The 25,979-nt window shown below is 58.4% G+C and carries 26 protein-coding genes; 19 read left to right on the forward strand and 7 right to left on the reverse strand.

All coding sequences use genetic code 11. The features are described 5' to 3' along the window. Positions 1-45: 45 nt before the first annotated feature. From rlmN to E4T21_RS17885, 9 genes are all read left to right on the forward strand, one after another. A complete protein-coding gene (gene rlmN, locus E4T21_RS17845) occupies positions 46-1,170 on the forward strand; it encodes a dual-specificity RNA methyltransferase RlmN (RefSeq protein ID WP_149286316.1) in 1,125 nt (374 codons plus the stop codon). A 135-nt stretch (positions 1,171-1,305) separates the two neighbouring features. After that, on the forward strand, positions 1,306-2,007 hold the full coding sequence (gene pilW / locus E4T21_RS17850; RefSeq protein WP_149286317.1) for a type IV pilus biogenesis/stability protein PilW: 702 nt from the start codon (positions 1,306-1,308) through the stop codon (positions 2,005-2,007). Between the two features lie 59 nt (positions 2,008-2,066). Then, positions 2,067-3,041 (forward strand): RodZ domain-containing protein, encoded by a 975-nt coding sequence (locus E4T21_RS17855; protein ID WP_149286318.1) that lies wholly within the window; start codon positions 2,067-2,069, stop codon positions 3,039-3,041. Positions 3,042-3,051: 10 nt separating this feature from the next. After that, positions 3,052-4,167, forward strand: coding sequence for a flavodoxin-dependent (E)-4-hydroxy-3-methylbut-2-enyl-diphosphate synthase (ispG, locus tag E4T21_RS17860; RefSeq protein ID WP_149286319.1), 1,116 nt, complete (start codon positions 3,052-3,054; stop codon positions 4,165-4,167). 118 nt (positions 4,168-4,285) lie between these two features. Next, positions 4,286-5,578, forward strand: a complete 1,293-nt coding sequence (hisS, locus tag E4T21_RS17865; RefSeq protein WP_149286320.1) for a histidine--tRNA ligase — start codon at positions 4,286-4,288, stop codon at positions 5,576-5,578. A 24-nt stretch (positions 5,579-5,602) separates the two neighbouring features. Beyond that, positions 5,603-6,262: a YfgM family protein gene (locus tag E4T21_RS17870; protein WP_149286321.1), complete on the forward strand. Its 660-nt coding sequence runs from the start codon at positions 5,603-5,605 to the stop codon at positions 6,260-6,262. Continuing rightward, on the forward strand, positions 6,259-7,410 hold the full coding sequence (gene bamB / locus E4T21_RS17875) for an outer membrane protein assembly factor BamB (protein ID WP_149286322.1): 1,152 nt from the start codon (positions 6,259-6,261) through the stop codon (positions 7,408-7,410). Before E4T21_RS17870 ends, bamB begins: the two co-directional genes overlap by 4 nt. Next, positions 7,407-8,810: a ribosome biogenesis GTPase Der gene (gene der, locus E4T21_RS17880; protein WP_149286323.1), complete on the forward strand. Its 1,404-nt coding sequence runs from the start codon at positions 7,407-7,409 to the stop codon at positions 8,808-8,810. The genes bamB and der overlap by 4 nt, the downstream gene beginning before the upstream one ends. A 247-nt stretch (positions 8,811-9,057) precedes the next feature. Beyond that, positions 9,058-9,681: a hypothetical protein gene (locus E4T21_RS17885; protein WP_149286324.1), complete on the forward strand. Its 624-nt coding sequence runs from the start codon at positions 9,058-9,060 to the stop codon at positions 9,679-9,681. An 86-nt stretch (positions 9,682-9,767) separates the two neighbouring features. On the opposite strand, the gene E4T21_RS17890 is transcribed toward E4T21_RS17885, so the two are convergent. Next, positions 9,768-10,643, reverse strand: a complete 876-nt coding sequence (locus E4T21_RS17890) for an ATP-binding protein (RefSeq protein WP_149286325.1) — start codon at positions 10,641-10,643, stop codon at positions 9,768-9,770. A gap of 251 nt (positions 10,644-10,894) precedes the next feature. Here E4T21_RS17890 and E4T21_RS17895 point away from each other — a divergent pair, with 251 nt between their 5' ends. Continuing rightward, entirely contained in the window at positions 10,895-11,704 is an 810-nt protein-coding gene (locus E4T21_RS17895; RefSeq protein ID WP_149286326.1) for a M48 family metallopeptidase, read from the forward strand. A gap of 249 nt (positions 11,705-11,953) precedes the next feature. Here E4T21_RS17895 and E4T21_RS17900 read toward each other — a convergent pair whose 3' ends face one another. Beyond that, a complete protein-coding gene (locus E4T21_RS17900; RefSeq protein WP_187775036.1) occupies positions 11,954-12,859 on the reverse strand; it encodes a YeeE/YedE thiosulfate transporter family protein in 906 nt (301 codons plus the stop codon). A 454-nt stretch (positions 12,860-13,313) separates the two neighbouring features. On the opposite strand from E4T21_RS17900, the gene E4T21_RS17905 reads away from it, so the two are divergent. Genes E4T21_RS17905 through arfB form a run of 3 tightly spaced genes read left to right on the forward strand, consistent with a single transcriptional unit; the run spans position 13,314 to position 14,605 of the window. Continuing rightward, a complete protein-coding gene (locus tag E4T21_RS17905; RefSeq protein WP_149286328.1) occupies positions 13,314-13,742 on the forward strand; it encodes a guanyl-specific ribonuclease in 429 nt (142 codons plus the stop codon). Continuing rightward, positions 13,742-14,182, forward strand: a complete 441-nt coding sequence (locus E4T21_RS17910; protein WP_149286329.1) for a barstar family protein — start codon at positions 13,742-13,744, stop codon at positions 14,180-14,182. Before E4T21_RS17905 ends, E4T21_RS17910 begins: the two co-directional genes overlap by 1 nt. A 9-nt stretch (positions 14,183-14,191) precedes the next feature. Continuing rightward, positions 14,192-14,605 carry an alternative ribosome rescue aminoacyl-tRNA hydrolase ArfB gene (gene arfB, locus E4T21_RS17915; protein WP_149286330.1) on the forward strand — a complete coding sequence of 138 codons (414 nt, stop codon included), beginning with the start codon at positions 14,192-14,194 and terminating at the stop codon, positions 14,603-14,605. A 42-nt stretch (positions 14,606-14,647) separates the two neighbouring features. Here arfB and aroE read toward each other — a convergent pair whose 3' ends face one another. From aroE to dprA, 4 genes are all read right to left on the reverse strand, one after another. Further along, positions 14,648-15,466, reverse strand: a complete 819-nt coding sequence (aroE, locus tag E4T21_RS17920; protein ID WP_149286331.1) for a shikimate dehydrogenase — start codon at positions 15,464-15,466, stop codon at positions 14,648-14,650. A 38-nt stretch (positions 15,467-15,504) separates the two neighbouring features. After that, positions 15,505-16,416, reverse strand: coding sequence for an oxygen-dependent coproporphyrinogen oxidase (hemF, locus tag E4T21_RS17925; RefSeq protein WP_149286332.1), 912 nt, complete (start codon positions 16,414-16,416; stop codon positions 15,505-15,507). 100 nt (positions 16,417-16,516) lie between these two features. Continuing rightward, a complete protein-coding gene (tsaC, locus tag E4T21_RS17930) occupies positions 16,517-17,074 on the reverse strand; it encodes an L-threonylcarbamoyladenylate synthase type 1 TsaC (protein WP_149286333.1) in 558 nt (185 codons plus the stop codon). Between the two features lie 101 nt (positions 17,075-17,175). Continuing rightward, on the reverse strand, positions 17,176-18,348 hold the full coding sequence (dprA, locus tag E4T21_RS17935; RefSeq protein WP_149286334.1) for a DNA-processing protein DprA: 1,173 nt from the start codon (positions 18,346-18,348) through the stop codon (positions 17,176-17,178). A gap of 288 nt (positions 18,349-18,636) precedes the next feature. On the opposite strand from dprA, the gene def reads away from it, so the two are divergent. From def to E4T21_RS17965, 6 genes are all read left to right on the forward strand, one after another. Further along, complete coding sequence (gene def / locus E4T21_RS17940; RefSeq protein WP_149286335.1) at positions 18,637-19,149, forward strand: peptide deformylase; 513 nt, start codon at positions 18,637-18,639, stop codon at positions 19,147-19,149. A 143-nt stretch (positions 19,150-19,292) separates the two neighbouring features. Next, positions 19,293-20,288: a methionyl-tRNA formyltransferase gene (gene fmt / locus E4T21_RS17945; RefSeq protein ID WP_149286336.1), complete on the forward strand. Its 996-nt coding sequence runs from the start codon at positions 19,293-19,295 to the stop codon at positions 20,286-20,288. A 20-nt stretch (positions 20,289-20,308) separates the two neighbouring features. Next, positions 20,309-21,670 carry a 16S rRNA (cytosine(967)-C(5))-methyltransferase RsmB gene (gene rsmB / locus E4T21_RS17950; protein ID WP_149287315.1) on the forward strand — a complete coding sequence of 454 codons (1,362 nt, stop codon included), beginning with the start codon at positions 20,309-20,311 and terminating at the stop codon, positions 21,668-21,670. A 48-nt stretch (positions 21,671-21,718) separates the two neighbouring features. Beyond that, positions 21,719-21,925 (forward strand): dodecin, encoded by a 207-nt coding sequence (locus E4T21_RS17955; protein ID WP_149286337.1) that lies wholly within the window; start codon positions 21,719-21,721, stop codon positions 21,923-21,925. A gap of 144 nt (positions 21,926-22,069) precedes the next feature. After that, entirely contained in the window at positions 22,070-23,443 is a 1,374-nt protein-coding gene (gene trkA / locus E4T21_RS17960; RefSeq protein ID WP_149286338.1) for a Trk system potassium transporter TrkA, read from the forward strand. A 172-nt stretch (positions 23,444-23,615) separates the two neighbouring features. Then, positions 23,616-24,848: a TraB/GumN family protein gene (locus E4T21_RS17965; RefSeq protein WP_149286339.1), complete on the forward strand. Its 1,233-nt coding sequence runs from the start codon at positions 23,616-23,618 to the stop codon at positions 24,846-24,848. A 176-nt stretch (positions 24,849-25,024) separates the two neighbouring features. On the opposite strand, the gene E4T21_RS17970 is transcribed toward E4T21_RS17965, so the two are convergent. After that, positions 25,025-25,819, reverse strand: a complete 795-nt coding sequence (locus E4T21_RS17970; protein WP_149286340.1) for a tRNA-uridine aminocarboxypropyltransferase — start codon at positions 25,817-25,819, stop codon at positions 25,025-25,027. Between the last annotated feature and the right edge of the window lie 160 nt (positions 25,820-25,979).

Consider the following 25,979-nt stretch of genomic DNA (forward strand, 5'->3'; position numbering starts at 1 on the left):
GTACCTCACCTTCCCGCCTCTTCTGCCCCGACCCACCGACTGCCTATGACCACCACCGCCCCCCTACGTACCAATCTGCTCGGCATGACCCGCGAGGAGCTGGAAGCCTTCTTCGTCTCCATCGGCGAGAAGAAATTCCGTGCGACCCAGGTAATGAAGTGGATTCACCATGAAGGTTGCGATGATTTCTCGGCCATGACCAACTTGTCCAAGGCGCTACGTGCACGCCTGGCTGAGACGGCTGAAATCCGTGGTCCCAAGGTGGTCTACGAAGGAACGTCCAACGACGGTACGCGCAAATGGGTCGTTGAAGTCGAGGATGGCAGTTATGTAGAGACGGTGCTGATTCCTGCCGACAACGGCAAACGTCGCACCCTGTGTGTCTCTTCCCAGGTAGGTTGCTCTCTGGATTGCAGTTTCTGCTCCACGGGCAAACAAGGTTTTCAGCGCAACCTGACTGCCGCCGAGATCATCGGACAGGTCTGGGTTGCCTCCCGCAGCGCGGGCCCCTGCCGTGATACATCTCAGCGCCCCGTCACCAATGTGGTAATGATGGGCATGGGGGAGCCGCTGCTCAACTACGACAATGTCATACCCGCCATGAAGCTGATGCTGGATGACTGTGGTTATGGTCTGTCCAAGCGTCGCGTGACACTCTCCACCTCGGGTGTCGTTCCGATGATCGACCGCCTGGGCGACGAACTCGACGTCAGCCTGGCCATTTCTCTGCATGCAGCCAACGATGAGCTGCGCAACGAGCTCGTGCCGCTCAACCGCAAGTACAACATCCGCACGCTACTTGACGCCTGTCAGCGCTACCTGAAAAAGTGCGATGACACTCGCCTGGTCACTATCGAGTACACCGTGATCAAGGAGGTCAATGATCAACAGGAACATGCCCAGCAGCTTGCCGAACTGCTGCGTGAGCTACCTTGCAAGATCAACCTGATCCCGTTCAATCCTTTTCCTCATTCCGGCTACGAAAAGCCTTCCCGCAATCAGGTGATGCGCTTTCAACAGTGGCTGTATGAGCTGGGTTACACAGCACCGATCCGCTCCACACGTGGCGACGATATCGATGCAGCCTGTGGCCAGTTGGTTGGACGAGTCAAGGACCGCACACGACGTCACGAGCGTTATATCCAGTCGATTCAGATCGATGCCGACTGAACCTCTGCCAGCTTGACTTCGTGAGGGTGTAGCGCTTTGATGGTCGGGCTTTTTCTCCGCCTCTGGAGAAATACCTGCCTTGTGCTGACGATGGGGCCAGCACGGATGACACCAGTCCGACATGAAGAGGATGCCATGACGCACCGACCGAGCACACCCAGGGTACTTGCCTGCGGCCTTCTCGCTGCGTTGGTATTGTTCGGTGTATCGGGTTGTGCCAGCACTTCATCCACCAGTTCAGACAATAGTCCCGTCATGGCCTACCGGGAGTTGGGCGAGGCATACCTGCAGGATGACAATCTGGTTCGCGCTGCAACTGCACTGAACCGAGCCCTTGCTCTCGATCCCAACGATCCTGGGGCACTTCAGGCGATGGCGCTTGTCTATCAACAGCAGGGCGAGAACGAGCTGGCTGATGAGTACTTCCAGCATGCTCTGGACGAAGACCCGAACTTCACCCGAGCACGCAACAATTACGCCGCCTTCCTGTATGATCAGGGGCAAACGGAATCTGCCTGCCATGAATTGGAGCAGGCTGCCATGGATATACACTACGACCATCGCGCCCAGCTGTTTGCAAACCTGGGGCGATGTCAGTGGGAACTTGGCCGACTGGCGCCAGCCCGGGCAGCCCTTGTACGGGCACAGGAGATTGATCCGCGCCAGCCACTGAGCTTTCTCACCATGGCAGAGCTGGAATATGCACAGGGCAACCTCGAACATGCCCAGACACAATTGAATCGCTATGTTCACCTCGTCGGGGTGACACCGGACTCCCAGCATCTGGCGACTGCCATTACTCAGGCTATAGCTGCGGAGCAGGGCAAGAATTCTTGAATGATGTTCGCCACTAAACACATGTTGATAACTGTTTTCAAAATGAAGGATGCTCAGCCATGAGCGACACCCCACACAGCGAACCCGATGTCATCCCGTCTCAGGCTCCCGCATCCCCCGGTGCCATTCTGCGTCACGCACGCGAAAGCCAGGGGCTTTCATGCAGCGAAGTAGGGACAGCGCTCAACCTGCGTGCTGCTGTGATCGAAAGCCTGGAAATGGACACCTACGACGAGGTGCCAGTGGCGGCCTATCGTCGCGGCTATCTGCGCAGCTACGCACAACTGCTGGGTGTCGACGTCAAGCAGGTGATGGACCTGTACCAGGCACGCATGGGCAATGAAGAAATAGAGCGCAAGGTCACACCGGTATACATTGCCAAGCCTCCCTCGCGCTTAGGTGCCTGGCTGTTCCGCCTGATGACCCTGGTCGTCATTGCTGGTGTTGTTGGCCTTACCTTGATGTGGTGGCAAAGCCGTGGTGGCAGCGAGCCCCCCACTGTCGGGGACAATGGCCCTGTATCGGTAGACAGCATCGATGGCAGCCGCACAGAGACCAGCCCTGAGCCAGACGAGGCACAGCCACAGCCCACGCCTGAGACTGACAGCGCCGCTGCGGTGGCTGAAGAAGCTGCCGAGACTGAGACTGCAGAACCACAGACCTCGGCCATCGTCGCGGCAACCGAAGCGGCCGCGGAGCAGGAAGCAGAGGCACAAGCGGCAGCACCCGACGCCAATGCCGAGGAAGAAGCCAATGCTACTTCAGCGCAGGAAGCTGGCAGCGACGCTAGTGCGAATACCCTGCAGCTGTCGTTCAATGAGCAGTCCTGGACCGAAATCTATGATGGTACCAACACCAGAGTCCTGAGCGGACTGCAAGGTGCCGGCACCAAGGCCACAGTAGAAGGCGAACCACCCTTCCGCCTGGTCATTGGCAACGCTTCCGGCGTTGAGCTGAACTACCGTGGCGAAACTGTTGACCTGCGCCAGCGCGCCGGTGCCAGCAATGTCGCCCGCTTTACTCTGGGGGAGTGATTTCACCGCCATGCATTCACACTCACCGATCCAAAGACGCCAATCCCGCCAGATCCATGTCGGCACTGTTCCGGTAGGAGGTGGAGCCCCCATCTCTGTGCAGAGCATGACCAACACCGACACCCTGGATGTGGAAGCGACTCTTGCCCAGATTCGCGCCCTTGAGCAGGCCGGAGCGGACATTGTCCGAGTATCGGTGCCCACCATGGAGGCGGCCGAAGCCTTCGGCAGAATCAAGCGCGGCACCCAGGTTCCTCTGGTAGCCGATATCCACTTTGATTACCGCATCGCCCTGCGTGTAGCCGAACTTGGTGTCGACTGCCTGCGCATCAATCCAGGCAATATCGGTCGTGAAGACCGGGTCAAGGCAGTGGTTTCAGCTGCTCGGGACAACGGCATTCCGATTCGCATCGGCGTCAATGCAGGCTCCTTGGAAAAGGACCTGCAGAAGAAATACGGCGAACCAACACCACAGGCTCTGGTCGAATCCGCCATGCGTCATATCGATCACCTGGAGCGCCTAGATTTCCCGGATTTCAAGGTCAGCGTCAAGGCGTCTGATGTGTTCATGGCCGTCGCCGCTTATCGCGACTTGGCACAACGCATCGAGCAACCCTTGCACTTGGGTATTACCGAGGCAGGCGGGCTGCGCTCAGGAACGGTGAAGTCCTCCATCGGGCTGGGCATGCTGTTGATGGATGGTATTGGCGACACCATTCGCGTGTCCCTGGCCGCCGATCCGGTCGAAGAGATCAAGGTCGGCTTCGATATGCTCAAGAGCTTGCGCCTGCGCGCCAAGGGCATCAACTTCATCGCCTGCCCCAGTTGCTCGCGTCAGAATTTCGATGTCATCAGCACGATGAACGCCCTGGAAGAGCGCCTGGAAGATGTACGGACGCCACTGGATGTGGCCGTCATCGGCTGCGTCGTCAATGGTCCAGGGGAAGCCAAGGAAGCCGACCTCGGCCTTACTGGCGGCAGCCCTAACAACCTCGTGTACATCGATGGAAAACCGGCCAGCAAACTGCGCAACGATCATCTCGTCGATGACCTGGAAGCGCTGATCCGCGAGAAGGTTCGTGAAAAGGAAGCTGCCGAACAGGATGTCATCGTCCGCCAGGGCTAGTCAGTTCGCCAATAGCGGTCGCCGACAACATGGCGAAGCACGCATCGCGAATCGCATGAGAAGGCCCCCAGAGTGTTCAGGAAGTGCCCGATAGGGCATTTCCTTTAAGGAGTCAGCATTGAGCAAGAAGATCCAGGCCATCCGTGGCATGAATGACCTGTTACCGGACCAGTCTCCGGTATGGCAGTACTTCGAAAGTCAGGTTCAGGCGTTGATGAAACGCTATGGCTATGACGAGATCCGCACGCCCATCGTCGAGCAGACGGCTCTTTTCTCGCGCTCCATCGGCGAAGTCACCGATATCGTCGAAAAGGAGATGTACACCTTCGAGGACCGCAATGGCGACAGCCTGACACTGCGTCCTGAAGGTACTGCCAGTACGGTGCGGGCCGCCATGGAACATGGCCTGTTGCACAACCAGACCCAACGCCTGTGGTACCAGGGCCCGATGTTCCGGCATGAACGCCCGCAGAAAGGCCGTTATCGCCAGTTCCACCAAGTCGGTGTCGAGACTTATGGCCTGGACGGTCCGGACATCGATGCCGAGGTCATACTGCTGTCAGCGCGGCTGTGGAAGCAGCTAGGCCTGTTCGAACATGTCACCCTGGAGCTCAACTCCCTGGGTTCCAACGAAGCACGTGCCGCCTATCGAGACCTGCTTGTCTCTTACTTCGAGCAGCATCATGAGCTGCTCGACGAAGATTCCCGGCGTCGCCTGACCAGCAACCCTCTGCGCATTCTGGACTCGAAGAATCCGGACATGGCAGAGATGCTGGCCGGTGCCCCAAGGTTGATGGACCATCTTGACGCAGAGTCCCGCGAGCACTTCGAAGCCCTCACTGCCCGCCTCGATACCGCGGGTATCGACTACGTCATCAATCCGCGCCTGGTACGCGGGCTCGACTATTACTGCCGCACCGTGTTCGAGTGGACCACCAATGCGCTCGGCAGCCAAGGCACAGTTTGCGCCGGTGGCCGTTATGATGGGCTGGTCGAACAGCTGGGCGGAAAACCGACCCCAGCGGTAGGCTTTGCCATGGGAATCGAGCGCTTGATACTCCTGCTCGAGACGCTGGACATCGTACCGGCAGAAGCGCGAGCCCCCCTGGATATCTATGTACTGGGCATGGACGAGTCCGCAGATGGTGCCGCCATGGCGCTGGCCGAACACCTGCGTGATGATTCGCCGAAGCTGAATGTACAGCTGCACTGCGGCGGCGGCAGCTTCAAGAGCCGTATCAAGAAAGCCGACCGCAGCGGAGCCCGTATCGCCTTGCTGCTGGGAGAAAGCGAGCTGACAAGCGGACAGGTAGCGGTCAAGTTCCTGCGTGACGACCGTGAACAGTGTCTTGTCGCCCAGAGCGCATTGGCTACAACCTTGGATTCCCTGCTGTCCACAGCGACCGCATGACGACAGATCAAAAGGAGACCGCCCGTGGCGGACCTGAGAAGCGAAGAAGAACAGCTTGATGCTATCAAGCGCTGGTGGAAGGAAAACGGTACGGCCCTGATCGTTGGTGCAGCCCTGGCTGCAGCAGGTGTGTTCGGCTGGAAGTACTGGCAGGATTATCAGCACAACCAGGCCGTTGCTGCCTCAGTGACATATCAGCAGCTACTTGACCTGGCCAGCCGTAATCAGCTCGACGACAGTGCACGAGCCCAGGCCAAACAACTGAGTGAGCAACTCGGCAATGAGCACGGTGACAGCCTCTATACCGATCTCGGCCTGCTGCTGAATGCACGGGTCCAGGTGGATGCTGGTGAGTTCGAGGCTGCCAAGTCCAGCCTGGAAACACTGATCAACGACGACAACGATGCCTACATTGTCGGCATTGCCCGTCTGCGTCTGGCCCGATTGCAAAGTGCTCAGGGTGAGAATGATGCCGCCCTGGCCACATTGGACGGAGACATTCCCGATACTCTCGCTGCTCAGCGCGCCAATATCCGTGGCGACGTCTACTATGCCAACGGCCAGCAAGACCTTGCTGGCGAAGCCTGGAATGAAGCCCAGAACCTGTCAGAGCAAAGTGGTCAGCCGTTGTACGGCATCGCCCTCAAGCTTGATAACCTGGGTGACAAGGAGGTCACGCTATGAAGCCCATGAAAGCCCTGGCAGCCAGCGCCGCCATTACTGCCCTTCTGGCCGGCTGTGCCAGCGATGTGGAGCCCCGTTTCAAGCCCAAGGAGCTGCAATCCATTTCAGCTTCCACCCAGGTGGAAGAACGCTGGAGCGAAAGCGTCGGCAAGGGCCTGGGCAATGCGACCTACCCCATCGAGCCTGCGCTTGATGGCAACACTCTCTTCGCTGCCGATGAAAGAGGGCTGGTTGAAGCTCTCAACACCTCGAATGGCGACACTCGCTGGGAAATCGAACTCGATAACCCGGTATCCAGTGGCCTGACAGCACGGGAGGGTGTGCTTTATCTGGCCACCCGCAATGGCCAGGTGGTTGCTATCGATCAGTCCAATGGCAAGGTCAAGTGGCGTACCCGCGTATCCAGCGAAGTGCTGGCAGCCCCTCAGCCAACGACCAACCTGCTGATCGTGCAGGCCGTGGATGGCAGCGTCACCGCCCTGGACCGTGTCAGTGGCGATCGCCAGTGGACCTATCGTGCCAACATGCCAGCACTGTCACTGCGCAGCGTCGGCACCCCTACTGCCATCGACCAGGTCACGTTTGCCGGCTTTGCCAACGGCCACCTGGCTATCCTGGATAACCGCAGTGGGCAGCAGCTTTCCGAGCGCACCATCGCTGTCTCCACTGGGCGCAATGAAGTCGACCGTCTGGTTGATGTCGCTGGCCAGCCCGCGTTGACTCCGGATGGTCGCCTGTTCGTGACCAGCTATAACGGCCGGACAGTGGCTCTCAACGCTCAGAACGGTGAAACCCTGTGGTACAAGGAAATGTCCAGTTACCACACTCCTGTTCTGGTCGGCGAGACACTCTATGTGGTCGATGAGGCCAGCCGCCTGACGGCCTTCGATGCCGGTAGCGGTGGCGAACTGTGGACCATGGATGATCTCTATGGCCGCTCCCTTACTGCCCCCGCCTATGCCGATGGACGCATCGTAGTCGGCGACAACGAAGGGTACGTGCACTTCATCGACGCCGACAGTGGCCGCTTGGTGGGACGTACCCGTATCGATAAATCTGGTATCAGCGTACGCCCTGTTACCGATGGCAAGCGCGTATATGCTCTGGCCAATGACGGAAGCCTGGAGGCTCTGGACATCCGCCCATGACCCCCGTGATCGCCCTGGTCGGCCGCCCCAATGTCGGCAAATCGACCCTGTTTAACCGCCTGACCCGCTCGCGGGATGCCCTGGTTGCTGATTTCCCTGGTCTGACCAGGGATCGCAAGTATGGCAATGGCATGCTTGGCAACAAGGCCTATACCGTCATCGATACTGGCGGTATCAGCGGCGATGAAGAAGGCATCGATGCAGCGATGGCGGAGCAGTCCCTGCAAGCCATCGATGAAGCCGATATCGTATTGTTCCTGGTCGATGCTCGGGCCGGCCTCAATGTGGCTGACGAGGCTATCGCCAACCACTTGCGCATCAACCAGAAAAAGACCTGGCTGGTGGTCAACAAGACAGATGGCCTGGAAGAACATTCCGCCATGGCCGACTTCTGGCAGTTGGGGCTGGGAGATCCTCGCCCCATCGCCGCAGCCCATGGCCGCAATGTGACCACGCTGATAGACGAGGTGCTCGCACCTTTCCCCGAACGCGATATGGACATCCCTGCCGACACCGGTACCAAGGGTATTCGTATCGGGGTGATCGGTCGCCCCAATGTGGGCAAGTCGACGCTGGTCAATCGCCTGCTGGGCGAAGATCGTGTTGTCGTCTTCGACGAGGCTGGCACCACTCGTGATGCCATCGAAATCCCCTTCGAACGTCACGGCAAGCCATATGTGCTGGTCGATACTGCCGGTGTCCGCCGCCGCAAGAACGTTCACGAGGTGGCCGAAAAGTTCTCGATCATCAAGACCCTGGATGCGATCAAGGAATGCCATGTTGCCATCATGGTGTTGGATGCTCGCAGTGGGCTTGTCGAACAGGATCTGCACCTGCTCGACTACGTGCTGACGACCGGTCGTGCCCTGGTACTGGCAGTCAACAAGTGGGACGGACTGGAACAGGAAGCCAAGGAAAAGATGCGTGCTGAGATCAAGCGCCGTCTAGGCTTCGCCGACTACGCCGAGCTGCATTTCATCTCTGCGCTACACGGTACGGCGGTGGGTGATCTTTACCCGTCCATCGAGAGAGCTTTCGCTTCAGCCAACAGCCACTGGTCCACCAACCGCCTGACCACACTGCTGCAGGATGCCGTCGAACAGCATCAGCCGCCCATGGTCAATGGTCGCCGAATCAAGCTGCGCATGGCCCACCAGGGTGGCTCCAATCCGCCGATCATCGTGGTCCATGGCAACCAGACTCATCAGTTGCCCGAAGCGTACAAGCGTTATCTGACCAATACCTTCCGTAAGGTATTGAAGGTACGCGGCACCCCGATACGCTTCGAGTTCCGTTCCGGCAAGAACCCTTTCGACAGCATGGCAGATGCTTCAGACCGCGAGAAGGCCAAGAAACGCGAGCTGAACCGCACCAAGGATGCCCGCAAGTCCCGTCGTTAATGGCAGACTGGCTAGAGCGGCTTCTTTAGAAGAAAGAATCTCGCCAGAGAAGCTCTCCATCAAGAGAAGCCCTCCATCAAGAGAACCTCTCTACCAAGATAAGCCCCCCCACCAAGGGGAACAGCACTACCCTATAAGTGCTGTTCCCCTGGTTCACGACTCGTCTTACTCTAGTACCCGATCACCAACTGTGCCGAACAGGGCACCCTGACGCCACGACTCCTCTGACTGGTCGGAGATATCCTTCATGCTGAGCCGTTCTACGCGCCGTGTACGGCGTATCCGTCTGCTTGTCCCTTTCTGCCTGACCTTCATGCTGGCAGGCTGCTTCACGCTGCCCACGGCAGGCCTGTATGCCTTTCGGCTTGCCGTGACCTCTCTGGGGGTGGAGAACGTCAAGATCGGCCCGCTTTCCATCAATGCCGGCCTCGATACCAGCGATATCACCTCTCTGGTGTTATCCAGCCTTGGCGCAGGCAGTCTACCGGTGCAGGCCACCATGGCATTGGGGCTAGGCTTGCCTGTCGGCATGCCTGCCGTGGAAATGTCCGGCTTCAAGTGGACGCTGGACATGCCCGGTGTAGAGCAGGTCAGCGGTGACTATCAGGAAAACGTGACGCTTACTTCAGGCAAGGATGCCAATCTGCGCCTGCCGATCAGCTTTGACATCTTTGGCGACAGAGAAGAGCTAAAGCCCATGATCGAAATGGCTGCCCAGTTGGCGCGCCAAGGAGAACTGCCCGCCGGCAGCCAGCTTGCCATTACCCCTGGCGATCTGACGGGACTGGGCATGACCCTGCCTTCAGGGTTGCTTACCCCCACCATTCGCCTGAATGTGGGTGAGGATGGCAGCCTGACCCCCCAAGGCTAGCCTCCACGATTACCTGAACAGCCCTCACAGCAACGCACCGCCAATAGGCGGTGCGTTACTGTGAGGAGCGGCAATATTTCCCGCTGTCAGAGGCCCTCATGCAGCCGACGCTTACCCACCCAGTCAGTAGCAAACTGATAGGCACAGCGCCCGCTGCGTCCACCACGCAAGGTAGCAAAGCGCACGGCAGCCAGTTGCGCCTCTTCGTTCCAGTCACCCGAGCGCCCCAGACGCCCAACCCAATGCTGGCAGGTATCCAGATAGCTCTGTTGATTGAATGGGTGAAAGGCCAGCCATAGGCCGAAACGGTCTGACAGGGAGATCTTCTCTTCCACTGCATCACCATGATGCAGCTCTTCTCCATCCGAGGTGAGATGGGATGCGTCGTTATCGCTCATATGTTCAGGCAGCAGGTGACGACGATTGGACGTGGCATAGAGCAGAACATTGTCCGGCGGGCCGGTCAAAGTACCATCGAGCACACTCTTGAGCGCCTTGTAAGCATCATCCGAACCTTCGAAGGACAGGTCATCGCAATACACCACAAAACGTGCAGGCTCCCGGCGCAACTGCTCTACCAGCACTGGCAGGCCAGCCAGGTCATGGCGGTCCACCTGTATCAGGCGCAACCCTTCATCCGACAGGCTGTTCAACAGTGCGCGCACCATGGATGACTTGCCGCTGCCACGAGACCCCCACAGCAACACGTGATTGGCCGGCAGCCCCTTGAGAAAGGCCCGAGTATTGGCCAGCAGGGCTTCTTTCTGACGTTCAACACCGACCAGATCATCGAGACTCATGGCGTCACGAGGCGGTACGGGAACCAGATGCCCTCCCAGGGCATGTCGTTGCCATAGCGCGGCAACATCCCGCGTCCAATCGACGCGCGGTGGTGTATCTGGCAGCCAGGGCTCGAGCCGGTCCAGAACCTGCATCAAGCGCTGGGTGAAGTCGGTGTCCATGCTGTTTTCTCCTTACTCTTCCGCAGTGCTTTTGCTCGCACTGTCTTGATTCTGAATTGCATTGCGGCGGCCAGATATCGGCCAAGGGCCACAAGCGTAGGGCATTGGCGACAGATTGTGCATGCTTTTGCGATTGACCATCGCCACGGGACAGGTATCTTGACAACATTACTCGCCTTTCCTGTCGGAGCCACCGCCGCATGCTCACCCCATGATCCGGTGTTTCCGCAGTTACTCTCAAGGAGTCGATCATGAGATTGATGAAATCCCTCGGCGTGTGTGCGCTGATGGTGTCAGTGGCTGCCTGTACCACGTCTCCCACTGGACGTAGCCAGTTGCTGATGATGAATGATCAGGAGCTCGACCAGATGGGAGCTCAGGCCTTCCAGCAATACCAGCAGGAGCTGCCCAGCGTAAATGGGGCTCCGCTCGAGTATGTACAGTGCATCACCCGCAATATCGTCGCAGTCTTGCCTCCGGAAGAGCGCGATCAGAATTGGCAGGTCAAGGTTTTCAAGTCTGATGATGCCAACGCCTTCGCCCTTCCCGGCGGTTATGTAGGGGTGAATACCGGGCTGCTCAAGGTCGCCACCAATCAGGATCAGGTAGCAACGGTCATCGGCCACGAAATCGGCCATGTCCTTGCCCATCACGCCAATGAGCGAGCCTCTACCCAAGGCCTTACTCAGTTAGGCATGTCTGTGGGCGGCTCCCTGCTCGGTGCTGGTGGCGGGGCTGGAAGTGATGCGGCCATGGCCGCCATGGGCATGGGTGCCCAATACGGTATCCTGCTGCCCTTCTCTCGCAGCCATGAAAGTGAAGCCGATACCATCGGTCTGGATCTGATGGCCAATGCAGGCTTCGATCCTCGTGCGAGCATCGACCTGTGGCACAACATGGCGGCTTCCGGCGGTGGCCAACCGCCTGAGTGGATGTCCACCCACCCGAGCAACAGTGGCCGTATCTCCGGCCTGGAAGCCCACATGTCCGAGGCCATGGCACTCTACCAGCAAGCCCAGGCGGCAGGACGAGTGCCTCAGTGCAAGGCTCCCTCTGCCTGAGACCATGCAGGCTGAGTCTGGCCAGCTAAACAAACAAAAGGAGAGCCCTCAGGGGCTCCCCTTTTTTTCTGGTCGAAAGCTTTGCTGACAGAGAACTTTTCTGACAGAGAGCTTTTCCTAACAGAGAGCTTTTCCTGGCAGAGCTCGAGACGCGGAAATGATGCCGCACCACAAGCCGCATTACTCCTGCTGCCTATAATGGCTGCTGTAGCGTTCACAACGTCTCTGCGTGACTGTCGGCTGTCGATATCACAGGGCTTTCTTTCGGCAAAGGTAACGCTGCTCTATCGCCAACCCCAACCAGATACCGGCAATCATGCTGGCCAAAGCAAGAGCGGCAGCAGGAGAACCGGAAGGCAGCGCCAATAGTAGCTGGCTATCATTGCCACCAAGAGCCAGAGCACTCCCCACGCCCATGACACTACCAGCAAGAAGATGCTTGGCCCAACGTGTCGGGCCGCTCTGATACTGACGCCAGGAGACCCGCGGAGTTGCCGCGAGAATCATTCCGGCCACCAATGCAATACTGATCAACACCCGTTGCATATCCGGCCATGGCAGTCTTCCTGTCAGCACCCGGGTACTGACCTGCTCAATCAGTTGGCTGGGAGACCAGGAAGGCTCCATTATCCCGAGAACCCCAGCTGTTGCCCCGAAAACCATCACACCGGCATAGATGCGACGATGACTTGGCGCCAACCGCCAGATGATCAGTACTGACCCGACTGCGGCAATACCAATCAACCACCATGGTGGAGGGTGGGCACCACCGAGAGATTGATATTCGATAACAGGTGACAGCCAACCCAGCCACCACCAGCCCAATACCCAGCCGGCCATGGTGGCCAGCATATGATAGTGACCACGTGACAGTGCCGTCAGTGTGGAGAGGGTACATCCCTGATTGAAAGCAGCCGCAATGCCAAAAAGTCCTCCACCAAGAGCAAATGGCCACGTACTGGCATAACGGGTGATGCCTTTGCTCCATGGCGTATCGGTAAATACCGGTGTTGCCAGCCAGAACCACACACCACATCCCAGTATCACAATAAGCAGCCCCGGCTGCCTGGTTCTCAAGCGTTGTACGGACTTCACCATGCATAGTCCGGTGCGCTGTGCCAATATTCCCAGCAATGCGGCCAGCAGCAATATCATCAGTAGCTTCTCCTCGGCTGTACTCCCAGAGCTTCGATGATCTGGCGAGTCTACTTGAATCAGGTCAGCCATTTGTGGCCTGAATGTCTGTCTCCGCTTGTGACTGCCAACCAAGCATCGAAGCCCTGGTCGGTTCAGCTCTGGTAACCAAGCGCTTTCGGCAGGCCCACCAAGGGTGAGGACATTCCGTCACTGGCAGATGGCTTAGGGGCATGCACAGATCACGCTTGTCTTAGACGGCCTTACACTGCAGAACTTTCTGCAACTTCGACCAATGTCCAGCGCCAAGCAGTCACCGTGGTACAGGAAAACCGCACCGCCGGTGTGTGGAAATCGAAACGGTACGAGTTTTCTCTTTTATGGCAACATATTGAGTCAAGCATCAATAACGAAATAAATGGCTTTCGAGAACCAAGCATTACCCACTCATGAAGGGACGACAGGGAACGCCTCCATGCTGAAACGATTACTGATGATTGCCGTGTTGGCCATTGCCGGGTTGGTGATTTACGAGGACCCTGGGCATTGGCTGGGAGACACTGCCCAGGACTCGAACACCCAGACGATCGAGCAGACCACACCACAAGCCGACAGCCAGCAGGCAGGCTCAGGGCATCTGGAAGGCCAGGCGCAGATCGACGCCACCATGCGCCTGATCGACAACGGAGGCCCATTCCCCTACTCACAGGACGGCACGGTCTTCCAGAACCGTGAAGGACGCTTGCCGAATGAGCCTCGGGGCTACTATCACGAATATACCGTCGAGACACCTGGACTCGATCACCGTGGTGCACGGCGAATTGTCACTGGAGGCAATCCACCGGAAATCTTCTACTACACCGCGGATCACTACGATTCCTTCATTGTGCTGGAAGAACGCTGATGAGCATTCAACTTCCTCAAAATGGCGTCTACCGGCTGTCGGCCCAAGCAGCCGAAAGCCTGGACGCGACCGTCGTTCCACAGGTCGTCGTGCTGAACTGGCACAAGCTGCCGGTAACGCAATGGAGCAGGGATGAGCTTCTGGATGGGCTGGCCCGGGGACTGAACTTCCCGGATCACTTTGGGCACAACTGGGATGCTGCCTGGGACTGCCTGACAGAATTGACCTGGCAGGCCGGCGAACACAAGATCATTGTATTGCCCAACACCGACCAGTCCTCGCACGACACTCAGGCAATGACCACCTTCCTCAACCTGATGGGAGAGGCTTGTGAGCATTGGAAGGAACAAGGACAGCAGTTGCTGGTATTGATTGCCTGGGATGAAGGCAGCCCTGTCCCCGAGTGGTTGTCAGGCGTGCCCGTCTTGGCGGATGAGTGAGTCTTCACCATGCTTCGCCTTTCCAGTAACGTGACCATCCCCGCCCGAGAAATCGAGATCACCCAGATTCGTGCCCAGGGCGCGGGCGGGCAGAACGTCAACAAGGTGGCTTCAGCGGTTCATCTGCGCTTCGATGTACCACATTCCAGCCTGCCCCCCTTCTACAAGGAACGGCTGCTGGCCATCACCGACAGCCGCATCACACAGGATGGCGTGATCATCATCAAGGCTCAGCGTTATCGTACTTTCGAGCTCAATAAGGCCGATGCCCTGCAAAGGCTGCATGACATGATCACGGATGCCACCAAGACACAGAAGACACGCCGGGCAACCAAGCCCAGCAAGGGCTCCCAGAAACGGCGGATGGACAGCAAGACCCGCCGCGGTAATACCAAGGCGCTACGCGGCAAGATACGCGACTAGGGGAATGTCGGAATAAGTGTCTGCGCTTGCTCAAAACCAAATTTACGCCTTGAGCTGCTCGCGCAAGGCAGACAGCACAGGGGCCGTGGAAGGCACCACTCCACGCCACTGAGCAAAGGATGCTGCAGCCTGCTCTACCAGCATGCCCAATCCATCAACGCAACGTGCCCCCCTGGCTTCGGACCATGCCAGAAATACCGTAGGCTCAGCGCTGTACATCATGTCGTAGGCAAAGGCACCATCATTGAACAGCGTCTCTGGCAAGGGTGGCAGATCCCCCGCCAGACTGGCACTAGTACCATTGATCACAACATCGTAGCGGCCGCCAATCGCATCGAACCCGCTACCCAGAATATTGCCCAGATCCGTGAAATCCGCTGCCAGTGACTCAGCCTTGTGTGCAGTGCGATTGGCAATATGCAGTTCACTGGGTGATTCTCCAAGCAGAGGCGCCAGCACACCTCTTACGGCTCCTCCAGCCCCCAGCAGCAGCACTCGTGCTCCTTCAAGCTGAACGCCATGGCGCTTGAGGTCCGCTACCAGTCCAACACCATCCGTGGTGTCACCATAGACACGGCCATCCGCTTCCAGCTTGAGTGTGTTCACTGCACCTGCCCGTCTGGCCTGGTCACTAAGACGATCGCACAGACGATAGGCATCTTCCTTGAACGGCACTGTGACGTTGGCTCCTTTGCCTCCATCCGCGACGAAGGTACGCCAGGCGCCGGCAAAATCATCCACAGGCGCTTCAATGGCGATATACATCATGTCCTGGGCGGTTTCCGCAGCAAAAGCCTTGTGAATAGCCGGGGACTTTGAATGGGTTATGGGGTGGCCGAATACACAGTAACGATCGGTCATCGAGATTCCTCATCAGGGGCTGAACACACGTCAGTCCATCATTCATTTAACCAGTCGCGAGGGCGCAGGTAGTCATCGAGTTCAGCCTCGGCGGAGCCCGGCTCGGGGTGATAATCGTATTCCCAGCGAGCAAGAGGAGGCATCGACATCAGAATGGATTCGCTACGCCCCCCGCTCTGCAGGCCAAACAGCGTGCCACGATCCCATACCAGGTTGAACTCCACGTAACGCCCTCGGCGGTATAGCTGAAAGTCCCGCTCGTTCTCTCCCCAGGGCTGGTGACGACGGCGTTCGATGATCGGCAGGTATGCCTCGAGAAAGGCGTCTCCCACCGCGCGCTGAAAGGCAAAGCAACGCTCGAAGCCCCACTCATTCAAGTCGTCGAAGAACAGCCCCCCTACGCCTCGGGTTTCACCACGATGCTTGAGAAAGAAATAGTCATCGCACCAGGACTTATAGCGGGTATAGACATCATCACCAAAGGGCTGGCACAGACCTTGGGCGACCTGATGCCAGTGGCGGACATCCTCCAGATGCGGATAGTAGGGGGTCAGGTCAAAACCACCGCCAAACCACCATACCGGCGGCTGGCCTTCGGCTTCGGCAATGAAAAAGCGCACATTGCCATGGCTGGTGGGCACATGTGGATTGCGTGGATGCAGCACCCAGGACACGCCGACGGCGTGGAAGCCGCGACCGGCCATCTCTGGACGCGCCGCTGTTGCAGAAGGCGGCAGCTTGTCGCCATAGACATGGGAAAAGTTCACCCCGCCCTTCTCGAACAGAGCACCCTCCTCGATCACCCGCGTGCGACCACCACCGCCGCCTTCACGCTGCCAGGCATCCTCATGAAAGTTGGCAGAGCCGTCGGCCCCGGCCAAGCCCTCGCACAGGCGATCCTGAAGATCGAGCAGATAATGTTTCACCGCATCAAGGTTAGGCTGGGTCACAGGACCTCCGATTGGCTTTCAACTTTCACTACATTCAAGCACGCCATTCAAGCTTTCATCAGAGGCATTTTACTGCCGCCTGATGCTCGCCGACTGCGACTCATGCACGCAGTACGCTGCCGCTCAACAAGTCCCGAATAGTACTGGGACGAGGATTGCCACCCAGCGCACCGGGAACGATGGCATCAAGCTGTCCGGCAAAGATCTCGCGAATATCGGCTTCGCTCATTGCAGGGTCCTGCCCAGCGCGATTGGCAGACGTAGACACCAGCGGACCGCCAAATGCCTGGCACAGTTGACGCACCCCCGGATGATCACTGACGCGCAACGCTACCTTGTCATGCTCTCCACGCACCAGCGCTGGCGTGCGGCCATTGTCCGGTACCAACCAGGTATTGGGACCCGGCCAGCTTGTTTCCAGTATCTCGCGTTGCGGGATGGTCAGTTGATCGAGCCAAGGGGCAAACTGCTCAATGCTGGCAGCTACCAGAATCACTCCCTTGGCAGGATCACGTTGCTTGAGCTGCAGCAGCCGGGTCAATGCATCCGGGTTATCCGGATCGCACCCCAACCCCCAGACGGCTTCAGTGGGATAGGCAATGACACCGCCGCGCTGCAGTGCCTGCACCGCGGTATCGAGAACGGCAGAATCGATCATGACGACTCAATCAGGGCTTAAGTGATGGGCCGTTATCCTAACATGTGCATGGAAGGAGCCTAAGGGGTCTGTGCATGAATTCCCGCGCGCAGGAGGAAAGATCAAGCCGCCTGTCGCACCCAACCTCCCGGCACCAGCGCTACCAGCCCTTCCATTTCCAACTGGGTCAGTTCGCGCTGGCAAGTGGCGACATCACAGCCCGCCAGCTCGATCAGGACATCCACCGGCGTCGGTGTCTGACTGAGCCAACGCAGCAACGGTGATGATGCTTCCATCGCTCGGGCATGACGGCTCGCCTCATCATTATCTTTCTGGCTTGCCCGGACAGTACCACCTCCCCAGCTATCGGCAGCCTCATCTTCCGCTCTCTCGATGAATGCTGCATGCCCCAACCGGGGACCCCAGCCGGACAACGCCTCAATGACATCATCCATGTCACGCACCAGAGCGGCACCTTGCCGGATCAGATGCAGGCAACCACGAGACTGGGGCGCATGAATCGATCCTGGCAACGCCATGACTTCCCGCCCTTGTTCCAGCGCCAGGCGAGCACTGATCAGCGAACCACTCTGTTCTGCTGCCTCAACCACCAGCACGCCACAGGACAATCCCGTCACGATGCGGTTGCGGCGAGGAAAGTCGCCCGGATAAGGCTTATAGCCGGGAGGGCGCTCCGCCACAATCAGGCCGTTCTCACGCTGCAATCTTTGATAGAGCCCAGCATGACGGGGAGGATAGATCACGTCGACGCCGCCGGGCAGCACGGCAATGCTGGCCCCCCCGGCATCCAGTGCTGCCTGCTGGGCTACGCCATCGATTCCCAGCGCCATGCCGCTGGCGATGCACCAGCCCCGCCCAGCCGCTGCTGATGCAAAGCTCTTGGCGCTCAATAGTCCCTCTCGGGTCGGCCGACGCGACCCTACGATGGCCAGTTTAGGAGAAGGCAGAACGTTGATGTCACCGAGGGCCCACAGGACCGCAGGTGGATCGGCTATCTGCTCCAGCAACGCTGGCCAGCATGGATGTTCAGGGCTGAGTAGATGGTGATCGAGCCCCGCAGCTTCCCATTCCAGGGCATTCTGGACACTGGCATACAGCGGGCTGCGTTTCGGGTGATCAAGCCACAGGCGCAGGGCTGTCGCCGCTGCCGTCGGCATATGGGCCAGCCATCCGGTTGGCCATGGCGGGTTCTGCTGGCGCAAGGCCGCCAGCCTGACCAGGCCCAGCCGGGGCAAAGAGCCGAGCACCAGCCATTCAACACAAGTGAGCGTCATCCTTGAGCACTCCATATGGCAGCTTGATGAATTATCGAGACAATGACTGAATTCGACTGACCATTGGTCAGTTGACGATAACTCGACTGACTATAGAACGTTGATGGATAGCGCTCTTGAGGTAACTACGCTGTCTCAATCATCCCCAAGGACTCATGCGTGTTATGCCATATGCGTGTTATAGTGAACGGCTATGACAAGGATTGAGGGAACCCTATATTCCTGAACCGATCCAACGTCATACAATGCATCCATTCTCTATTTTCCAGCGACGATGGTAATGACGTCATGGCCAAGCTCCCCATTCTCGAATTTCCCGACGAACGCCTGCGCACCAAGGCTGCGCCGGTAGAAAGCGTCGATGACGAGGTCCGCAAGTTGGTCGACGATATGCTGGAAACCATGTACGCGGCCCCGGGTATCGGCCTTGCTGCAACCCAGGTCGATGTACACCGCCGCATCATCGTCATTGATGTCAGTGAAGACCAGTCCACACCGTTGGTACTGATCAATCCTGAATACACTCCCATTGGTGAAGAGCGCGAACCGATGCAGGAAGGTTGCCTGTCGGTACCAGAATACTTCGCCGAAGTCCCGCGCGCGCTCAAGGTCCACCTCAAGGCCCTGGACCGCGATGGACAGCCTTATGAGATCGAGGCTGACGGCTTGCTCGCTCATTGCATCCAGCATGAAGTGGATCATCTGGAAGGCGTACTGTTCGTCGATTACCTGTCACCACTGAAGCGTGACCGGGTGATGAAGAAGATGCAGAAACGTCATCGCATGATGCAATCTGCCTAAATAGCTACCTGAATACCTAAATAGCTACCTGAATAATTGCGACAGATCGAAACCAGGGCCGGCAAATGTGATTTGCCGGCCTTCGTCGTTTGGGCCACTCTCCGTTAACATGTACCAGCACTTCTTCCGCCAAGGCTCCAAACATGACTCAACCGCTGCGCGTGATTTTTGCTGGTACCCCTGACTTCGCTGCCGACAACCTGGCAGCACTACTGGCAAGCCAGCATGATGTGATTGCTGTTTATACCCAACCCGATCGCCCTGCAGGACGTGGCCGCAAGCTGACACCGAGCCCAGTCAAGGTCCTGGCCCAGAAGCATGGCATCGAGGTCTTTCAACCTAGTAGCCTCAAGGGTGAGGGCGAACAGCAAGCACTGGCAGCCCTTGATGCGGATATCATGGTGGTCGTGGCCTATGGACTGCTGCTGCCCCAGGCAGTACTCGATATTCCGCGCCTTGGCTGTATCAACGTCCACGCATCATTACTGCCCCGCTGGCGAGGAGCCGCCCCCATCCAGCGAGCTATCGAGGCAGGCGATACACAGAGTGGCGTCACCATCATGCAGATGGATGCGGGCCTGGACACCGGTGATATGCTGATGATCCGTACTACCCCGATCACGAAGACCACCACTGGCGGCGAACTCCACGACACTCTCGCCAAGCTCGGCGCAGAGGCCCTGATCGAAACCCTGGATGCCTTGACCGCAGGCGGGCTTGCACCAACGCCACAACCAGAAGCAGGCGCGACCTATGCCGCCAAGCTATCCAAGGCCGAAGCTGAGCTGGATTTTCACCAGGATGCCTCGGCACTGGCCGCCCGGGTTCATGCTTTCAACCCCTGGCCGGTCACCTGGTGTGCCCTCGGCGATGACCGCCTGCGCATTCATCTTGCCCATGTGCTGGATGATGGCGAAGCCACTGTTCCCGGCACCCTGGTCAGTCATCAAGGTGGCCTGATCGTGGCCTGCGGCAAGGAAGGCCGCGAGCGTCTGGCCATTACCCATGCCCAGTTACCTGGAGGCAAGGCACTACCCGTAAGCGAGCTGTTGCGCTCCCGCGCTGACCGCTTTCCTATTGGATCGACTTTCGGTCACCCCCAAGCTGATGGCAAAGCCAACACGGAGGCACCTTCATGAGTGATGCCGACATTCGTCACATGACGACATCCAGATCCGGCCGTCACCAGAACCGTGCGACCAATGCTCGTAACGACAAGGGCGAATGCGTACGTTTCTCGGCCGCCAAAGCCTTGGTGCCAGTCATCACAGGCAAGGGCTCCCTGGCTTCCATGGATGAGCATCAGGTGGTTGCCAAGGACCGCGCCCTGTTCAAGGCCATGTGCTTCGGTGTATGCCGCACCCTGCCCCGACTCGAGGCCATCGCCTCACAGTTGCTGGAGAAACCCTTCAAGAGCCGCGATGCCGATGTACAGGCGCTGTTGCTGCTTGGCCTCTTCCAACTGCTGTACCTGCGTATACCTGCCCATGCTGCCGTAGGCGAGACAGCCGGAGCTGCACGCTTGCTGGGCAAGTCCTGGGCGACCCGCGTGCTCAATGGTTGTCTACGCCGTTTTACTCGGGAATCCGCAACGCTGCAGGCCGAAGCGGACCGGGATCCTGCCGTGGCACTGTTGCATCCGCGCTGGTGGGTGAAAACCATGCGCCAGGCCTGGCCGGATGATTGGAAGGACATTCTGGAAGCCAACAATCAGCCCGGTCCCATGACCCTACGAGTCAATCGTCGTCTCAGTGACCGCGAGGCCTACCTGGAAGAACTCGGCGCTGCGGGAATCTCGGCACATCTATGCGCTCATGCTCCGGATGGCCTGACTCTGGAAACGCCGATTGATGTGGATAGCCTGCCCAATTTTCGTCAGGGGCATGTCAGCGTTCAGGACGAAGCTGCACAAATTTCGGCAGTACTGCTCGGTCCCGCCATCGCTCCACGTCCCGGCGCCAGAGTGCTGGATGCCTGCTGTGCCCCAGGCGGCAAGACAGCGCATCTGCTGGAGTTGTTCGATATTCAACTCCAGGCCATCGATTCAGATTCCACTCGTCTGGCCCGCGTCGAAGATACTCTGACCCGCCTGGGGCTGTCAGCCACCCTGGCCCAGGGAGATGCCACCGAGCGTGACTGGTGGGATGGCACTCCCTTCGATGCCATTCTGCTTGATGCCCCTTGTTCCGGAAGTGGCGTCATCCGGCGTCATCCGGATATCAAACGCCTGCGCCGCCAGGGCGACATTACCCAACTGGCCGAGTTGCAGGCCAAACTGCTCGATAATCTCTGGCCATTGCTCAAGCCTGGCGGCACGCTGCTGTATGCCACCTGCTCGGTGCTGCCAATGGAAAACAGTGAGCAGATAGCAGCGTTTCTCGAACGCACACCGGATGCCCGTCCGCATATGCCAAGCGGAATCAGTTGGGGACGTGAAGCCGGAGCCGGACGCCAGCTGTTACCCGTGCCCAACAGCCACGATGGCTTCTTTTATGCCAGACTCCTAAAAGAAAGCGCATAACGGGACATAATGGAATTTGAATGATGGAAGATAAATAGGGGGAATGTCATGAGCCAACATGTCTACAAGCAGGTCGAGTTGACGGGTTCTTCCGAGACCAGTATCGAAGATGCTGTCCAGCGAGCGATTTCCAAGGCTTCCGAGAGTATCCACAATCTACGCTGGTTCGAGATCACCAATACTCGTGGCCATATCGAGAATGGCCGAGTGGCTCACTGGCAGGTAACGATGAAGGTGGGCTTCACGTTGGAATGACCATCTGACATGCCGCCATCATGGGCAGGTCAATGCTCCTTGCTGCCCTGATGGCCTCTCTCTCACAACCCTGTTGCCCAAACGGGCAGCTGAGTTATGCTGCGATTTCATTGCAGCGCATCATACGCCCCAGACAGGACAACGATGAAGATCATCATTCTCGGTGCTGGCCAGGTCGGCGGCACCCTGGCGGAGCATCTGGCTCGCGAGGATAACGACATTACGGTGGTGGATACCGAAGGTGTTCGCCTTCGAGAACTGCACAACCGTCTCGACATCCGCACTGTGGCCGGCCCGGCTTCCTATCCCACAGTACTGCGCCAGGCAGGCTGTGAAGATGCTGATATGTTGATCGCGGTGACCAGCTCCGATGAAGTCAACATGGTGGCCTGTCAGGTTGCGCATACCCTGTTCCGTACTCCAACCAAGATTGCCCGGGTACGTGCCACCGCCTATCTCGCTCGCCAGGGGTTGTTCGCCCATGAGGCGATACCTGTCGATGTACTGATCAGCCCTGAGCAGGTAGTCACCGACCACATTCGCCGCCTGATCGAGCATCCTGGCGCATTGCAGGTACTGGAATTCGCTGGCGGCCTGGTTCAGTTGGTGGCTGTACGCGCTTACTACGGAGGTCCGCTGGTCGGTCAGGAACTGGGCTTCCTGCGCCGCCACATGCCCAATGTCGATACTCGGGTTGCTGCCATCTATCGCCGCAACCGGGCCATCATTCCACGTGGTGATACTGTCATCGAGGCAGATGACGAGGTGTTCTTCATCGCCGCGCGCAAGGACATTCGAGCAGTAATGAGCGAACTGCGCCGTCTCGATCGTGACTTCCGCCGAGTGATCATCGCCGGAGGCGGTAATATTGGCGAGCGTCTGGCCGAGCACCTGGAGCACAGCCATCAGGTCAAGATCATCGAGTTCAACCTGGAACGCTGTACCCAGTTGTCCGAGCGTCTCGACCGCACAGTGGTCCTTCATGGCAGTGCCACCAACAAGCGTCTGCTGGAAGAGGAAAACATCGAGGACTGCGATATCTTCTGTGCACTGACCAACGACGACGAAGTCAACATCATGTCGTCGATGTTGGCCAAGCGCATGGGGGCCAAGAAGGTGCTCACTCTGATCAACAATGCCGCCTATGTGGATCTCGTGCAAGGCGGCGAGATCGATATCGCCATCTCCCCCCAGCAGACCACCATTTCCAGCCTGCTGACCCACGTGCGCCGTGGCGACATCGTCAATGTCCACTCGCTGCGCCGGGGAGCTGCCGAAGCCATCGAGGCCATCGCCCATGGCGACAAGCAGTCCTCCAGGGTGGTGGGTCGTGCAATTGGCGAGATCAAGCTGCCTGCAGGCACCACCATTGGCGCTATCGTGCGCGGCAAGGAAGTGTTGATCGCCCATGATGACGTGGTGATCGAAAGTGGTGATCACGTCATGCTGTTCGTGGTCGACAAGCGCAAGATCAGGGATGTCGAACGCCTGTTCCAGGTCGGCTTGACGTTCTTCTAAGCCATTCAGCACCGATACGATCAGCATGAGGAGAGTGCGAGCCGCCTGCTGATCATGGAACCTGGAGGGTATCTCCAGAGTCTTAACAGTCCTGTACTTGATTGGGGCAGGTTGGCCTGCCTCGAGCGTTCGTGGATAATCGATCCTTCATTTGTTTCAGGCCCTGAGGCCCATGTCCGAAACCGAAGATACTCTGATCGCCGAGCGGCCACAGACTGACGGTGGTCCGCGTCGCGATGTGCAAGTGGGTGACACCACCTTTACCCTGCTGGGAACCGCTCATGTCAGTGCCGAAAGTGCCAATGAGGTGCGAGCGCTGATCGCCTCTGGCGAGTTCGACGCTGTCGCCATCGAATTATGCGATGCCCGCCATCACAACCTGGCCAACCCTGATGCACTGGGCGAACAGGATCTGTTCCAGATCTTCCGCCAGGGCAAGGCTGGCATGGTGGCCGCCAACCTGGCTCTGGGCGCATTCCAGCAGCGCATTGCCGAACAGTCCGGCATCGAACCCGGTGCCGAAATGCGCGCCGCTCTGGAAGCCAGTCAGGAAAAGAACCTGCCACTGCTGCTGATCGACCGAGACGTGGGCGTCACCCTCAAGCGTATTTACCAGAATGTCCCCTGGTGGCAGCGCTTCAATCTGATTTCAGGATTGCTGGGCAGTGTGCTGTCGCGGCAGGATGTCTCCGCAGAGGAAGTCGAACGGCTGAAGCAGGGCGATGTACTGGAGTCCACCTTCAGCGAATTCGCGGCTGAATCGGAGACGCTCTACACCCCACTGATCAGCGAACGTGATCGTTACATGGTCATGCGCCTTGCCCAACAGTGCCCTCCTGGCGAGTACCAGCGTGTACTGGTCGTCATCGGTGCGGGCCATCTCAAGGGTATGGCGGAGCACCTGGAGGGGCCTGCTCCTGTCGATCCTGCCGCCGAGATCGAAGCGCTGGAAAGCGTCAAGCCGCGTTCCAAGGTATGGAAGCTGATTCCCTGGCTGATCACCGCCCTAGTACTCACTGGTTTTGCCATCGGCTTCTCGCGCAACACTGACCTTGGCTGGCAGCTGGTAGGCGAGTGGTTCGTGATCAATGGCGTGCTGGCAGGCATTGGAGCACTGATTGCCCTGGGGCACCCCGTCACCATCATCGCCTCGGTATTCGCCGCTCCTCTTACCTCACTGAACCCTACCATCGGTGCTGGCTTTGTCGCCGCCGGAGTAGAATTGGCCATGCGCAAACCCAAGGTACGCGACTTCGCCACCCTGCGTCACGACGTAACAGAAGTGAAAGGCTGGTGGCGTAACCGCGTTTCTCGCACCCTGCTGGTGTTCCTCGGCGCCACCATAGGTTCTGCCGCCGGCACTTGGATCGCAGGCTTGCGTATTGCCGGCAACCTGCTTGGCTGATCAGCCTGTTGGCATGAACATGCTTGAATGGAATAGCTTGAATAGAAACAAGGAACGGCTTGGATAGAAACAACAAGGGCGCCCGGATCGGCGCCCTTGTGGCTTGTTCCACATCAGCGGCCTCTCACATTAGCTATTTCCCACATTCGCTATTTCTCGCATTGGCTGTTACGCCATCACGCTTGGCTACCTGAAGCGCATTGCTGCGCGTGGCGCTTTTCCAGCAAACGCTTCATCGCGGGACTGGGTGTTTCGATCTTTTCGTAGCGACGACTGCAGGCATAGCTGTGATTGAAGGCATCAAAATAGTCATCCAGGCTATTGGCAGCCTCGCTTTCCCCGGCCTGACGCAGCAACTCGGCAGCGACTTCAGCCGTGCATAAATGCGCATCGGAAGCGGGCTTGCGCAGCCGGTAGCGTGTCAGTCGCTGGGTACGTAGCGGCAATACCGGCAAGCCGTCGAGATACGGACTCTTGCGAAAGATTCGCCGCGCCTGACGCCAGGTACCGTCCAGCAGGATCAGCACTGGAATACGCTGCTTCCGTTCATGCTTCACTGCCTCGATATCAACGACACGGTGAGCGTAGTCCGGCTGGTCGTCGGGAAACACCACAAAGGGAGCATAACGCTCATCGGTCAGCAGACTCAGCAGTACTTCATCCGGCGCTGTGCGATACCAGGTAAAGACACGCGTCGGGGCCAGCACATCGGCAATCAGACGACCCGTATTGGTTGGCTTGTTATGTTCCAGCGGGTGAGTGATCAGCCACACCTGCACGCCACTTTCCGCCTCGACCTTATAGGGGCACAGGCAGTTCAGCTCCGGCAACTTGCACCCTTCACAACGAATGACAAAGCTGCCACGAGCCTTGAACTCACGCCGTGGCGGACGAGGATGCCCGGTTGCGGGGTCGACATGCTGAGGACAGTTATCGGCCATCTCAGGCGCAGAAGACGAGGAATCGGGCATGGGTACACAGATCGGTGATTCGAAGGGCGCCTAGTCTAACACTCTCACCGACAACTCACCGCCAAGTTCCTTATGCTTCCGCCCTCATTTCTAAGGCCGATTGACTCGCTTCGCTCGCCCTTCGGCTGTTGTCTCCGCTACGCTCCGGCTCAACACGGCA

Origin of the sequence: Halomonas binhaiensis, from assembly GCF_008329985.2 — a bacterium.
Taxonomy (GTDB): domain Bacteria; phylum Pseudomonadota; class Gammaproteobacteria; order Pseudomonadales; family Halomonadaceae; genus Halomonas; species Halomonas binhaiensis.

Coding starts and splice junctions, on each gene's coding strand:
- rlmN (WP_149286316.1), top strand. CDS start 46: ATGACCACCACCGCCCCCCTACGTACCAATCTGCTCGGCATGACCCGC.
- pilW (WP_149286317.1), top strand. CDS start 1,306: ATGACGCACCGACCGAGCACACCCAGGGTACTTGCCTGCGGCCTTCTC.
- E4T21_RS17855 (WP_149286318.1), top strand. CDS start 2,067: ATGAGCGACACCCCACACAGCGAACCCGATGTCATCCCGTCTCAGGCT.
- ispG (WP_149286319.1), top strand. CDS start 3,052: ATGCATTCACACTCACCGATCCAAAGACGCCAATCCCGCCAGATCCAT.
- bamB (WP_149286322.1), top strand. CDS start 6,259: ATGAAGCCCATGAAAGCCCTGGCAGCCAGCGCCGCCATTACTGCCCTT.
- der (WP_149286323.1), top strand. CDS start 7,407: ATGACCCCCGTGATCGCCCTGGTCGGCCGCCCCAATGTCGGCAAATCG.
- E4T21_RS17885 (WP_149286324.1), top strand. CDS start 9,058: ATGCTGAGCCGTTCTACGCGCCGTGTACGGCGTATCCGTCTGCTTGTC.
- E4T21_RS17890 (WP_149286325.1), bottom strand. CDS start 10,643: ATGGACACCGACTTCACCCAGCGCTTGATGCAGGTTCTGGACCGGCTC.
- E4T21_RS17895 (WP_149286326.1), top strand. CDS start 10,895: ATGAGATTGATGAAATCCCTCGGCGTGTGTGCGCTGATGGTGTCAGTG.
- E4T21_RS17900 (WP_187775036.1), bottom strand. CDS start 12,859: ATGATATTGCTGCTGGCCGCATTGCTGGGAATATTGGCACAGCGCACC.
- E4T21_RS17905 (WP_149286328.1), top strand. CDS start 13,314: ATGCTGAAACGATTACTGATGATTGCCGTGTTGGCCATTGCCGGGTTG.
- E4T21_RS17910 (WP_149286329.1), top strand. CDS start 13,742: ATGAGCATTCAACTTCCTCAAAATGGCGTCTACCGGCTGTCGGCCCAA.
- arfB (WP_149286330.1), top strand. CDS start 14,192: ATGCTTCGCCTTTCCAGTAACGTGACCATCCCCGCCCGAGAAATCGAG.
- aroE (WP_149286331.1), bottom strand. CDS start 15,466: ATGACCGATCGTTACTGTGTATTCGGCCACCCCATAACCCATTCAAAG.
- tsaC (WP_149286333.1), bottom strand. CDS start 17,074: ATGATCGATTCTGCCGTTCTCGATACCGCGGTGCAGGCACTGCAGCGC.
- dprA (WP_149286334.1), bottom strand. CDS start 18,348: ATGACGCTCACTTGTGTTGAATGGCTGGTGCTCGGCTCTTTGCCCCGG.
- def (WP_149286335.1), top strand. CDS start 18,637: ATGGCCAAGCTCCCCATTCTCGAATTTCCCGACGAACGCCTGCGCACC.
- fmt (WP_149286336.1), top strand. CDS start 19,293: ATGACTCAACCGCTGCGCGTGATTTTTGCTGGTACCCCTGACTTCGCT.
- rsmB (WP_149287315.1), top strand. CDS start 20,309: ATGACGACATCCAGATCCGGCCGTCACCAGAACCGTGCGACCAATGCT.
- E4T21_RS17955 (WP_149286337.1), top strand. CDS start 21,719: ATGAGCCAACATGTCTACAAGCAGGTCGAGTTGACGGGTTCTTCCGAG.
- trkA (WP_149286338.1), top strand. CDS start 22,070: ATGAAGATCATCATTCTCGGTGCTGGCCAGGTCGGCGGCACCCTGGCG.
- E4T21_RS17965 (WP_149286339.1), top strand. CDS start 23,616: ATGTCCGAAACCGAAGATACTCTGATCGCCGAGCGGCCACAGACTGAC.
- E4T21_RS17970 (WP_149286340.1), bottom strand. CDS start 25,819: ATGCCCGATTCCTCGTCTTCTGCGCCTGAGATGGCCGATAACTGTCCT.